Annotated in this window: 9 protein-coding genes; 2 read left to right on the top strand and 7 right to left on the bottom strand. The window is 45.7% G+C overall.

Annotated features, from left to right (window positions below; translation table 11 throughout):
- Positions 1-73: 73 nt before the first annotated feature.
- The 3 genes from ATG66_RS08300 to ATG66_RS08290 form a co-directional block, all read right to left on the bottom strand.
- On the bottom strand, positions 74-844 hold the full coding sequence (locus ATG66_RS08300; protein ID WP_098414853.1) for an ABC transporter permease: 771 nt from the start codon (positions 842-844) through the stop codon (positions 74-76).
- Positions 845-1,762 carry an ABC transporter ATP-binding protein gene (locus ATG66_RS08295; RefSeq protein ID WP_098414852.1) on the bottom strand — a complete coding sequence of 306 codons (918 nt, stop codon included), beginning with the start codon at positions 1,760-1,762 and terminating at the stop codon, positions 845-847.
- A 249-nt stretch (positions 1,763-2,011) separates the two neighbouring features.
- Entirely contained in the window at positions 2,012-3,682 is a 1,671-nt protein-coding gene (locus ATG66_RS08290; protein ID WP_098414851.1) for a SulP family inorganic anion transporter, read from the bottom strand.
- A gap of 276 nt (positions 3,683-3,958) precedes the next feature.
- Here ATG66_RS08290 and can point away from each other — a divergent pair, with 276 nt between their 5' ends.
- Positions 3,959-4,627 carry a carbonate dehydratase gene (can, locus tag ATG66_RS08285; protein ID WP_098414850.1) on the top strand — a complete coding sequence of 223 codons (669 nt, stop codon included), beginning with the start codon at positions 3,959-3,961 and terminating at the stop codon, positions 4,625-4,627.
- 76 nt (positions 4,628-4,703) lie between these two features.
- On the opposite strand, the gene hpt is transcribed toward can, so the two are convergent.
- Entirely contained in the window at positions 4,704-5,234 is a 531-nt protein-coding gene (gene hpt, locus ATG66_RS08280; RefSeq protein ID WP_098414849.1) for a hypoxanthine phosphoribosyltransferase, read from the bottom strand.
- A gap of 319 nt (positions 5,235-5,553) precedes the next feature.
- On the opposite strand from hpt, the gene ATG66_RS08275 reads away from it, so the two are divergent.
- A complete protein-coding gene (locus ATG66_RS08275) occupies positions 5,554-6,168 on the top strand; it encodes a LuxR/HapR/OpaR family quorum-sensing transcriptional regulator (RefSeq protein WP_098414848.1) in 615 nt (204 codons plus the stop codon).
- A 142-nt stretch (positions 6,169-6,310) separates the two neighbouring features.
- Here ATG66_RS08275 and lpdA read toward each other — a convergent pair whose 3' ends face one another.
- The 3 genes from lpdA to aceE form a co-directional block, all read right to left on the bottom strand.
- Entirely contained in the window at positions 6,311-7,738 is a 1,428-nt protein-coding gene (gene lpdA, locus ATG66_RS08270; RefSeq protein ID WP_098414847.1) for a dihydrolipoyl dehydrogenase, read from the bottom strand.
- Positions 7,739-8,004: 266 nt separating this feature from the next.
- Positions 8,005-9,894 (bottom strand): pyruvate dehydrogenase complex dihydrolipoyllysine-residue acetyltransferase, encoded by a 1,890-nt coding sequence (gene aceF, locus ATG66_RS08265; RefSeq protein WP_098414846.1) that lies wholly within the window; start codon positions 9,892-9,894, stop codon positions 8,005-8,007.
- A 19-nt stretch (positions 9,895-9,913) separates the two neighbouring features.
- Positions 9,914-12,577 carry a pyruvate dehydrogenase (acetyl-transferring), homodimeric type gene (aceE, locus tag ATG66_RS08260; protein WP_098414845.1) on the bottom strand — a complete coding sequence of 888 codons (2,664 nt, stop codon included), beginning with the start codon at positions 12,575-12,577 and terminating at the stop codon, positions 9,914-9,916.
- Positions 12,578-12,615: the final 38 nt, after the last annotated feature.

The raw sequence follows: 12,615 nt of genomic DNA, 5'->3' as shown, positions 1-12,615 counted from the left end.
GCTTTGAACTTCACGAACATAAAAAAGGTCGACTCACTGTCGACCTTTTTTGTATTTCATGACGATGTTTAACTTACGAGCGTAAGCCAATCCCCTTCGTAACTAAGTAATGCGCAACCGCGTATAACGCGATGACGAATATCGCCAAGACACTAAATGAAGTGACGATTCCAACATCAGACACCCCTAAGAAACCGTAGCGGAACGCATTCACCATATAAACGATCGGGTTAATTTTAGACACTCCTTGCCAAAACTCAGGCAACAGACTAATCGAATAAAATACCCCGCCTAAATAGGTCAGCGGCGTCAAAATAAACGTTGGAATAATAGAGATATCATCAAATGTTTTCGCGTATACCGCATTGATCAACCCGCCAAGCGCAAACACGACCGACGTCATGAATACCGTTGCGACAATAATGCCCCAGTGCTCCACTTGCAGGTCAACAAACAGTAAAGAAACACAAGTGACAATCGCGCCGACCAGTAAGCCTCTTGTCACTCCACCCATCACGTAGCCCCAAATGATCACGTAATTAGGCACCGGAGCGACCAATAACTCTTCGATGTTTTTCTGCAGTTTCGCGCTAAAAAACGATGAGGCGACATTGGAATAGGAGTTGGTGATCACTGACATCATGATCAAACCAGGGACGATATATTCCATATAACTAAAGCCGCTCATTTCACCGATACGTGAACCGATCAAGTTTCCGAAAATGATGAAGTACAACGTCATAGTAATCGCAGGTGGCACTAAGGTTTGTACCCAAATTCGCGTAAAACGTGTGATCTCTTTACTCAGCAAACTGCGAAATGCCGTCCAATATAATCCGTACATTTACTTGCTCCCCCCTCTGACAATGCTGACAAATAACTCTTCAAGTCGGTTGGCTTTGTTACGCATTGACAGTACTTTAATGCCATGCTCGGTTAACTGGCTGAACACGGCATTCAAACCTTGGCTTTTATCCAGTTCAATCTCTAATGAGCCGTTAACGATATGCTGTTGACTCACGCCGTCAAGCACTGGAACTTCGCTATCGGATTCAATATCCAAAATAAAAGTTTCCACACTTAACTTGCCTAACAGTGCCTTCATCGTGGTATTTTCGATCAGCTCACCACGATGAATAATGCCAATATTGCGACACAACATCTCCGCTTCTTCTAGATAGTGCGTGGTCAAAATAATGGTAATACCCAACTCTTGATTGATCTCTTTTAAGAAGTCCCACATAGAGCGGCGCAATTCAATATCGACCCCGGCGGTTGGTTCATCAAGGATCAACAGTTGCGGTTCATGCATCAATGCTCGAGCGATCATCAAGCGGCGCTTCATACCGCCAGACAAGTTACGGGCGCGTTCTTTACGCTTTTCCCACAACTCTAACTTCTTCAAATATTTCTCTGCGCGCGCTTTCGCTAACACTTTAGACACGCCATAGTAACCGGCTTGCTGTATCACGATTTGCTCAACGGTTTCGAATTGGTTGAAGTTGAACTCTTGTGGTACCAGACCTAAGTTCTGTTTTGCCAGTTCCAGATCAGTATCAATGTCGTAACCGAAAACTTTTGTCGTTCCGGACGTTTTATTCACCAAAGAAGAGATGATGCCGATAGTGGTTGATTTTCCTGCACCATTTGGACCCAGAAGCGCGTAGAAATCCCCTTTTTTAACTTGAAGAGTAATACCTTTTAACGCCTCAAAGCCGCCTGCATACGTCTTGCGTAGCTGTTCAATTTCTAATGCGTACATAGCGTAGTAGTTGCCATTGGTTTGTGATGACTAATACCGATGAAACATTTATCTGCGATTTAATACTAGAAACGTCATGGGTATTGTACTGAAGATACATCAGTTTATCGTTGAATAACGATGATTACAATTAAACCCTTCCATAATAATGGAAGTATCACCCCTACCCACTTCAGGGTTATGAAAATGACCTTCTCATATTCGCAGCAGGAAGCTCCCCCCCCGCTGCGTTGTCAATTAACCCAATAACTACGCCGTAATGCGCTGATATTGATCGGCCTCTACATGCGCGACCGCGGCATTTAAAGCTTCATAACGGAACTGATACAAATTGGCATCAGGCACAAGGTCAATAACGTGAAATTTCTCTAATTGCTCTCGCGTTTGCTGGTTTGGACATAATAGATATACGGCACAATGCGCATCCAAAGCATCTTTAATCGCATTTTCCAGTGCCAAACCCACGGTGACATCAATCATTGGCACATCGGTAAGATCGAGGATCATCACATCGTAGTCAGAAATACTGGAGTGCTGACGCGAAATCGCTTTGGATACGCTGAAGATCATGGGTCCAGACAGATAGAAGAACAGTACTTTACCGTTAGCGCGCTCCAATAACTCCCGCTCACTGTCTGTCAACGGCACATCGTCTTCATCCGCATCACTGATCGCTTTCACTTGACGAGCCTGTTCTCGGCTCAAGCGTTCAATGATAATAATATTAGAAATGAACACTCCTAACCCAACCGCCACGATCAGATCCACAAACACCGTTAACAGCATCACGCCGTACATCACCGCCATCCCCGAAAAGCTCACTTTATGGGCACGTTGAATAAAGCTCCAATCCAGAATATTAAAGCCAACATACACCGCAATCCCTGCCAGTACCGCCATTGGGATGGGCTCAGTTAACCCACCAGCAACAAGCACCACCAATGCCAGCATAAGCGCACGGATCACACCAGATAAGGGCGAACGCGCACCAACTTGAATATTGGTGACAGTGCCCATGGTTGCACCTGCGCCAGGCAGAGCACCAAACAAACCAGAGATCATGTTCGCTAACCCCTGACCTCGAAGTTCCTTATCTGAGTCATGTTCTTTACGCGTCAACGAATCCCCAATCACGGCAGTTAACAATGTGTCGATACAACCTAGCGTACCTAAGACTAACGCATCAATAACCATTTCGACGAACATCTCAGGGTTAATGTGTGGCGCGATAAGAGAAGGCAACCCTGCAGGAATTTCACCGATGCGGCGGATAGCTTCAGTATCAAAAAAAATCATCGACAACACAGTCACGGTAACTAAAGCCACCAGCTGCGCTGGGACATATTTCCGATATTGCTTCGGGAAGAAAAAAAGGATGCCTAAAGTCAGCAAGCCCAAAAACAATTCACTGAACTTGAGGTGAGAAATGGTCTCTGGTAAGGAAGAGAGCGTTCCGAGCACACCACCAGCAGGAGCGGCATGTCCCATCAATGGCGATAACTGCAGAATAATCAGGATAACGCCTATTCCCGACATAAAGCCAGAAATCACGCTATAAGGCATCAGTGTCACGTATTTACCAAGTTTTAAAGTCCCCAGTAAGATCTGAAACGCCCCCGCCATCATCACCACGGTAAACGTCATGGCCATCCCCGTTTCCGGATACTTGGTCATCATACTGGTCAAAACTGCGGTCATGATTACCGTCATCGGTCCGGTTGGCTCTGATATCAGCGTATTCGAGCCACCGAACAACGAGGCAAATAAGCCCACCATGATGGCGCCCCAAAGGCCGGCTTCTGCCCCTGCACCAGAGGCAACACCGAACGCTAACGCCAAAGGAAGAGAGATTATCGCCGTGGTTACCCCGCCAAATACATCTCCTTTGAAATTGATATCTTCAAAACGACTACCGAACACTGCTTAGTTCCCTGCTGTAAATAAAAAAAGAAAATAGTATTACTCTAACGAGACATATCAAAAATAAAACCATAAATACGTTACGGCTATATTTTGTCAAAAAATAACTCGGCTCAATTGTACGGATTTATTCGCTGGAACAAGTCAGATGAGTCCAGTCTGATAAAGAATTAACGAGATCGAAATTGTAACATTGTGTATAGTTACAACTCTGATCGCTTGCTATATTCACATGGCCGTCAGTGCTTTTATATTTTAAAGGAAGTAGTTTGCAAGATGCCGGAAATTAAACAGTTATTTGAAAACAATTCAAAATGGTCAGAAGAGATCAAATCTGGTCGACCTGAATATTTCGCTAAACTCGCAGAGGGTCAAAAACCCGATTTTCTTTGGATTGGCTGTTCTGATAGTCGCGTACCTGCAGAACGATTAACCGGGCTATACTCCGGTGAACTATTCGTTCACCGTAATGTTGCAAACCAAGTCATCCACACCGACCTAAATTGCCTCTCGGTAGTTCAATATGCGGTCGACGTTCTTAAAGTCAAACACATTATTGTGTGTGGCCACTATGGTTGTGGTGGTGTCAATGCGGCCATAGATAATCCTCAATTAGGCCTTATTAACAACTGGTTGCTCCATATTAGGGATATCTATTTCAAGCACCGCTCTTATCTAGAGCAGATGCCAGAACACGATCGTGCGGATAAATTAGGCGAACTTAATGTTGCAGAACAAGTGTATAACCTAGGCAACTCGACCATCATGCAAAACGCTTGGCAGCGCGGCCAAGATGTAGAAGTACATGGCGTGGTCTATGGTATTGAAGATGGACGTTTGGAATACTTGGGCATTCGTTCAAACTCGCAAGCAACCGTTGAAGCTTCTTACCAGAAAGCCCTTTCGATGATTTTAAATCCGGACAACGAACTGCTGTGTCGTTAAGCAACCAAACTCAATAAAAAAACGCCCAGGCTTTTGGGCGTTTTTTATATTTGATAATTTTTTTCACGACCCTTGATTACTCTTGAGGGATAACTTTACCGATGTACGGTAGGTGACGGTATTTCTGAGCGTAATCGATACCCACACCAACAACAAATTCATCTGGAATTTCGAAACCGATCCAGTCGACAGGAACATTCACTTCACGACGAGACGGTTTGTCCAACAGCGTACAGATTGCAATAGATTTCGGCTCTCGCAAAGATAAGATTTCACGGATTTTATTCAACGTGTTACCAGTATCAATAATGTCCTCAACGAGCAGAACGTCTTTGCCTTTGATATCATCATCTAAATCTTTCAAGATGCGCACATCACGCGAGCTTGTCATCGTGTTGCCATAGCTAGACGCCGTCATAAAATCAACTTGGTGAGTCAGTTCGATAGCACGTGCTAAATCGGCCATAAATACAAAGGAACCACGCAATAGACCTACCAAAACAAGATCTTCACTACCTTGATAACGCTCTGTAATTTGTTTGCCTAATTCACGAATTCGCTCCTGAACTTCTTGCTCAGAAATCATGACTTCTATTGTATGTTTCATACTGTGCTCAATCTAATTTGTGGGTTGAGGTAAGTCGCACGCAAACGATCACCTAATCTTACGGCGTGTAGTGTATCACCCCGCTGATTGGGTTGAAAGTCGCATCCCATCGCCAAAAACTCTTGGAAGAAAGGCTTAGTTTTATAAAATTAACAACTCAAGTTATCAATTATATTGATACCCCTGTATATAAATCCCCCTCTAGATATTGACCTTGCTCATATGCACCATTACACTCATCAATGCTTTAAGCAATTATTAAAATAATCAATTAGGGGATAACCCCCAACATCAACTCAAATGGCAAGGAAAAATGGATATGGACTCAATTGCAAAGAGACCGAGAACTAGGCTTTCCCCTATCAAGCGTAAGCAACAATTGATGGAAATCGCACTCGAAGTATTTGCTCGCCGTGGCATTGGCCGTGGTGGTCACGCTGATATCGCAGAAATCGCTCAAGTTTCTGTTGCTACCGTGTTTAACTACTTCCCGACTCGGGAAGATCTCGTTGATGAAGTACTCAACCATGTAGTACGTCAATTTTCGAACTTCCTTTCGGATAACATTGACTTAGACATACACGCTCGTGACAATATTGCGAATATCGCCAACGCTATGATCGAATTGATAAGCCAAGATTGCCACTGGTTGAAAGTGTGGTTCGAATGGAGTGCTTCAACTCGTGATGAGGTATGGCCGCTGTTTGTTTCAACCAATAGGACCAATCAACTGCTGGTACAAAACATGTTCATGAAAGCGATTGAGCGTGGTGAAGTCCGTGAACAGCATGACCCAGAACATTTGGCAAACCTGTTCCACGGCATTTGTTACTCGCTGTTTGTTCAAGCGAACCGATCTAAAGGTGAAGCAGAGCTTCAGCAACTGGTTAACTCATACTTAGATATGCTTTGTATTTACAACCATGAACACTAGAGCCTAACTTGAGATAAAGACAAGCCCACTTACATGGTGGGCTTGTCTTTATCTGTCACTTACTGCGCTTTTGTATGGCTATTGAGCAAGCATAAAAAAACCGCTGCAATGCAGCGGTTTATGTTATTCAATCAGAAAAAGCTTACTTCTTCTTCACTGCTTTTTTGTTTGGAAGATCAGTGATAGAACCTTCAAATACTTCAGCAGCTAGACCGACAGACTCGTGTAGCGTTGGGTGGGCATGGATAGTTAGCGCGATATCTTCTGCATCACAACCCATTTCGATCGCGAGACCGATTTCACCCAGCAGTTCGCCACCGTTCGTACCAACGACAGCACCACCAATTACGCGGTGTGTCTCTTTGTCGAAGATAAGCTTAGTCATACCATCTTCGCAGTCAGATGCGATTGCACGACCGGAAGCGGCCCATGGGAATGTTGCCACTTCGTATTTGATGCCTTCTTCTTTCGCTTCTTTCTCAGTCTTACCAACCCAAGCGACTTCTGGCTCAGTGTACGCGATTGAAGGAATAACTTTAGGGTCGAAGTAGTGTTTCTTACCTGCAATAACTTCAGCTGCCACGTGACCTTCATGCACACCTTTGTGCGCAAGCATTGGTTGACCAACGATGTCACCGATCGCGAAGATGTGAGGTACATTAGTGCGCATTTGCTTATCAACGTTGATGAAGCCGCGCTCGTCGATTTCTAGACCCGCTTGTTCACCATCGAGTTGTTTGCCGTTTGGTACACGGCCGATAGCGACAAGAACCGCATCGTAACGCTCTGCTTCAGCAGGGGCTTTTTTGCCTTCCATTGAAACGTAGATACCGTCTTCTTTGGCTTCAACTGCGGTTACTTTCGTTTCTAGCATGAGCTTGAACTTGTCTTTGATACGCTTAGTGAAGACTTTCACGATATCTTTGTCTGCCGCAGGGATTACCTGATCAAACATTTCAACAACTTCAACGTTAGAACCTAGAGAATGGTAAACCGTCCCCATTTCTAGGCCGATGATACCACCACCCATGATAAGCAGTTTTTCTGGCACTTCTTTCAGTTCAAGAGCGTCAGTTGAGTCCCAAATACGTGGGTCTTCATGCGGAATAAATGGCAGTTTGATTGGACGAGAACCCGCCGCAACGATTGCGTTGTCGAAGTTAACAACTGTCGACTCACCTTCGCCTTCTACAAGGATAGAGTTAGGGCCAGTGAACTTACCGTAACCGTTAACAACCGTAACATTACGCATCTTAGCCATGCCGCTTAGGCCGCCAGTCAGTTGGTTAACAACCTTATCTTTCCAGATACGGATCTTGCTGATGTCTGTTTGAGGCTCACCGAATACAACGCCGTGGTCAGCCATCGCTTTCGCTTCTTCTATTACTTTAGAAACGTGAAGCAGTGCTTTAGATGGGATACAACCCACGTTCAAACATACACCGCCAAGCGTGCTGTAACGTTCAACTAATACAGTTTCAAGACCTAAATCCGCACAACGGAATGCAGCGGAGTAACCAGCAGGACCAGAACCAAGTACAACAACTTGGGCTTTAATTTCTTTGCTCATTTTGACCTCTTGTAGTCATTATCCCTAACAGGCTGAGTGGGTATCGATTTTTATGTTTAAGAGAGACTGGTTTTAAACAGTTATTTTCAGACCACTAACAGTTTACAGAGATGTTAATGGTGTGAAAAGTAAATCAATTTAGCCTGTGAGCTAGACAACAATTCGATTGTAAAAACCCAGAGCTAAGCAAGGGTGAACATCAAATTATCGGTAATTATGATTAGCAGAGGCGGCTAAATTGCCGCCTCTCATTCATCTAGTTTCTATTAAAGAACTAGACGACGAATGTCAGATAGACATGAGTTTAGGTAAGTGATGAATCGCGCACCTTCAGCACCATCGATCACACGGTGGTCGTATGATAAAGACAGTGGAAGTTGTAGACGCGGTTCGAACTCTTTACCGTTCCATACCGGCTTCATCTCAGACTTAGACACACCTAGGATACCAACTTCTGGCGCGTTTACGATTGGTGTAAACGCCGTACCGCCGATACCGCCAAGGCTAGAGATGGTGAAACAGCCACCTTGCATGTCAGACGATGTTAGCTTGCCAGAACGTGCTTTCTTAGAAACCACCATTAGCTCTTCAGATAGCTCGTAAATGCCTTTTTTGTTCACATCTTTAAAGACAGGAACAACCAGACCGTTTGGTGTATCGACTGCGATGCCCACGTTGACGTACTTCTTAAGAATGATGCTTTCACCATCTTCAGATAGAGACGAGTTGAACGCTGGGAACGCTTCTAGTGCTTTAGCCACAGCTTTCATAATAAACACAAGTGGCGTGATCTTCATGCCTGTGTCTTTCTTCGCTTCGATCGCGTTCTGCTCTTTACGGAATGCTTCTAGCGCCGTGATGTCTGCGTTATCCCACTGTGTAACGTGTGGGATCATCACCCAGTTACGATGTAGGTTAGCACCAGAGATCTTCTTGATCTTAGACAGCTTCTGAACTTCTGTTTCACCGAACTTGCTGAAGTCCACTTTTGGCCATGGTAAAAGACCAAGAGCAGCGCCGTCACCTTTGCCAGATGCTGCTGCACCTGCGCCAGACTCAAGACGCTTAAGTGCATCTTTCACGTAAGATTGAACGTCTTCCTTCAGGATACGGCTCTTACGACCAGACCCTTTAACCTTAGACAGGTTAACGCCAAATTCACGCGCTAGACGACGAACAACTGGAGACGCATGCGCGTACTCGTCGTTCTCTTTGAAATCACCAGTTGTTGCTGGTGCAGCTGGCGCTTCTGCTTTAGGAGCCGGAGCTGCAGGTGCTGCCGCTTGAGCTGGAGCCGCTGTCGGAGCTGGAGCTGCGCCTGCAACCTCGAATACCATGATTAGTGAGCCAGTAGACACTTTGTCGCCAGCTGCAATCTTGATTTCTTTAACTGTGCCAGCGAATGGTGCAGGAACTTCCATAGAAGCTTTGTCACCTTCAACAGTGATCAGAGATTGCTCTTCTTCCACTGTGTCGCCAACGGCAACCATGATCTCAGTCACTTCGACTTCGTCGCCACCGATATCTGGAACGTTCACTTCTTTCGCTGCAGACGCTGCTGGAGCCGCTGCTGGTGCTTCTGCTGCTGCTGGAACACCTGAACCTGCAGTTTCGCCAGATTCTGTAGAGAAAATCATGATTAGAGAGCCAGTCGAGACTTTATCGCCTGCTGCAACTTTGATCTCTTTCAGCGTACCTGCGAATGGCGCTGGCACTTCCATAGAAGCTTTGTCGCCTTCAACCGTTAGAAGAGATTGCTCTTCTTCGATGCTGTCGCCAACGGCAACCATGATTTCAGTCACTTCGACTTCATCACCACCGATGTCTGGTACGTGAACTTCTTTTAGTTCTGCCGCTGCTGCTGGAGCTGGAGCCGCTGCTGGAGCTGCTTCTGCCGCAGGAGCAGGTGCAGCGTCAGCTGCACCCTCGGCTTCGAAAATCATGATTAGAGAACCAGTAGAAACCGTGTCGCCTTCTGCAACTTTGATTTCTTTAACGATACCCGCTTGAGAAGCAGGCACTTCCATAGAAGCTTTATCGCCTTCAACTGTGATCAGAGACTGCTCTTCTTCAACCTTGTCGCCAACGCTTACAAGAATCTCAGTAACTTCAACCTCATCCGCACCGATGTCTGGTACATTAATTTCGATTGCCATTTCTTATCTACCTTCTTAATTAAGCGTATAGCGGGTTTGTTTTCTCTGTGTCGATGTCGAATTTCTTAATTGCTTCTGCAACTACAGATTTCTCAACTTCGCCACGTTTCGCTAGTTCAGTTAGCGCTGCTACTACGACGTAACCTGCGTTCACTTCGAAGTGACGACGTAGGTTTTCACGGCTGTCTGAACGACCGAAGCCATCCGTACCAAGAACTTTGAAAGACTCAGCAGGAATGAATCCACGAACCTGCTCTGCGTAGTTCTTCATGTAGTCAGTTGCTGCGATAGCTGGCTCACTGCCCATTACTGTTTGGATGTAAGGTACTTTCGCTTCTGCTTCTGGGTGAAGCATGTTGAAACGCTCAGCATTCTGACCATCACGAGTCAATTCGTTGAATGACGTTACTGAGTAAACATCAGAAGCAACACCGTACTCTTCGCTTAGGATTTGAGCTGCTTTGCGTACTTCATTCATGATAGTACCAGAGCTCATTAGCTGAACTTTAGCCTTGTCACCAACGTAGGTTTCTAGCTTGTAGATACCTTTACGAATGCCTTCTTCAGCGCCTTCTGGCATTGCTGGCATTGCGTAGTTTTCGTTCATTAGTGTTAGATAGTAGAACACGTTTTCTTGTTCTGGACCGTACATGCGACGGATACCGTCTTGCATGATGACTGCAACTTCGTACGCGAATGTTGGGTCGTAAGAAATACAGTTAGGAACTGTACCCGCCAAAATGTGCGAGTGGCCGTCTTCGTGCTGTAGACCTTCACCGTTCAACGTTGTACGACCAGCGGTTGCACCTAGTAGGAAACCACGTGCTTGTTGGTCACCAGCCATCCACGCCATGTCGCCAACGCGTTGGAAGCCGAACATTGAGTAGTAGATGTAGAACGGAATCATTGGTAGATCGTTGGTCGAGTATGACGTTGCCGCCGCAACCCATGAAGACATAGCGCCTAGTTCGTTGATACCTTCTTGTAGAACCTGACCTGAAGTCGCTTCTTTGTAGTAAGAAACCACGCCACGGTCTTCCGGTGTGTAAGTCTGGCCATGTGGGTTGTAAATACCGATTTGGCGGAACAGGCCTTCCATACCGAATGTACGTGCTTCATCAGCAATGATAGGAACGATGTTCTTACCAATGTTCTTGTTCTTAAGTAGAACGTTTAGTGCACGTACGAATGCCATAGTAGAAGAGATATCACGCTTCTGTTCTTCTAGTAGCGGCTTGAATTCTTCTAGCTCAGGAACGATGAATTCTTGAGTGAATTTTGGTAGACGCTGCGGCGTGTAACCGTGTAGCGCTTTACGACGAGCGTGTAGGTATTCGTACTCTTTTGAACCTTCTTCAAGTTTCAGGTACGGCAGCTCTTGCACTGCTTCGTCAGTCAGAAGCTCTTGTAGGCCTAGGCGATCACGTAGGTGTAATACGTGAGTCATATCCATTTTCTTAACTTGGTGCGCGATGTTTTTACCTTCAGCCGCTTCACCCATGCCGTAACCTTTAACCGTCTTCGCTAAGATGACGGTTGGACGGCCTTTAGTTTCTGCTGCATTTTTGTATGCCGCGTAAAGCTTAGATGACTCGTGACCACCACGCTTAAGTGCGAAGATTTCATCGTCAGTCATGTCTGCAACAAGTGCCGCTGTCTCTGGGTATTTACCAAAGAAGTGCTCACGTACGTACGCGCCATCTTTTGATTTGAAGGTTTGGTAGTCGCCATCGATGGTTTCGTTCATCAGCTGCAGAAGCTTACCAGACGTATCTTTGGCAAGTAGTGCATCCCAGTTATTACCCCAGATTACCTTCACTACGTTCCAGCCAGCACCTTTGAATAGACCTTCAAGTTCTTGAATGATCTTACCGTTACCCATTACAGGGCCGTCTAGACGCTGAAGGTTACAGTTGATGAGGAAACATAGGTTGTCTAGCTTCTCACGCGCAGCGAAAGAGATTGCGCCACGTGATTCTGGCTCATCCATCTCGCCATCGCCTAGAAACGCGTATACACGCTGTTCAGACGTGTCTTTCATACCACGGCCGTCTAGGTATTTAAGGAAACGAGCTTGGTAGATAGAGGCGATAGGACCTAGGCCCATCGATACCGTTGGGAACTGCCAGAATTCAGGCATCAGTTTAGGGTGCGGGTATGAAGGAATACCTTTGCCGTCCACTTCTTGACGGAAGTTGTCTAGCTGCTCTTCAGTTAGACGACCTTCAACGAATGCACGCGAGTAAACACCCGGTGAAATGTGACCTTGGTAATAAACTAGGTCACCACCATCCTTCTCGTTTGGTGCACGGAAGAAGTGGTTGAAACATGTTTCGTAGAATGCAGCAGAAGACTGGAAAGACGCCATGTGGCCGCCCAACTCTAGGTCTTTCTTAGAAGCGCGTAGGACGATCATGATGGCGTTCCAACGGATAATGGAACGAATACGGCGCTCAAGTGTTGTGTCACCAGGGTAAGCTGGCTCTTGGTCTGCAGGAATCGTATTGATGTAGTTAGTTGTGATACCTGTTGGCATATCAACACCGTCTAGACGTGCTTTGTCTAGAACTTGCTCTAATAAGAATTGAGCACGCTCTAGACCTTCTTCACGTACAACTGACTCAAGCGCTTGTAGCCATTCTTGAGTTTCCAGTGCATCTACGTCATGCTTCATATCAGACATGGCGATCTATCCTTCTGTTGGTTGGATCTACTTATTTA

The sequence above is a fragment of the Vibrio sp. ES.051 genome, from assembly GCF_002563795.1.
Classification (GTDB): domain Bacteria; phylum Pseudomonadota; class Gammaproteobacteria; order Enterobacterales; family Vibrionaceae; genus Vibrio.
The sequence above is the reverse complement of the archived record's forward strand: the minus strand, read 5'-3'. Positions and strand labels throughout refer to the sequence as shown.

Bases quoted from the DNA above. Each gene is read 5' to 3' on its own strand.
- ATG66_RS08300 (WP_098414853.1), bottom strand. From the start codon at position 844: ATGTACGGATTATATTGGACGGCATTTCGCAGTTTGCTGAGTAAAGAG.
- ATG66_RS08295 (WP_098414852.1), bottom strand. From the start codon at position 1,762: ATGTACGCATTAGAAATTGAACAGCTACGCAAGACGTATGCAGGCGGC.
- can (WP_098414850.1), top strand. From the start codon at position 3,959: ATGCCGGAAATTAAACAGTTATTTGAAAACAATTCAAAATGGTCAGAA.
- hpt (WP_098414849.1), bottom strand. From the start codon at position 5,234: ATGAAACATACAATAGAAGTCATGATTTCTGAGCAAGAAGTTCAGGAG.
- ATG66_RS08275 (WP_098414848.1), top strand. From the start codon at position 5,554: ATGGACTCAATTGCAAAGAGACCGAGAACTAGGCTTTCCCCTATCAAG.
- lpdA (WP_098414847.1), bottom strand. From the start codon at position 7,738: ATGAGCAAAGAAATTAAAGCCCAAGTTGTTGTACTTGGTTCTGGTCCT.
- aceF (WP_098414846.1), bottom strand. From the start codon at position 9,894: ATGGCAATCGAAATTAATGTACCAGACATCGGTGCGGATGAGGTTGAA.
- aceE (WP_098414845.1), bottom strand. From the start codon at position 12,577: ATGTCTGATATGAAGCATGACGTAGATGCACTGGAAACTCAAGAATGG.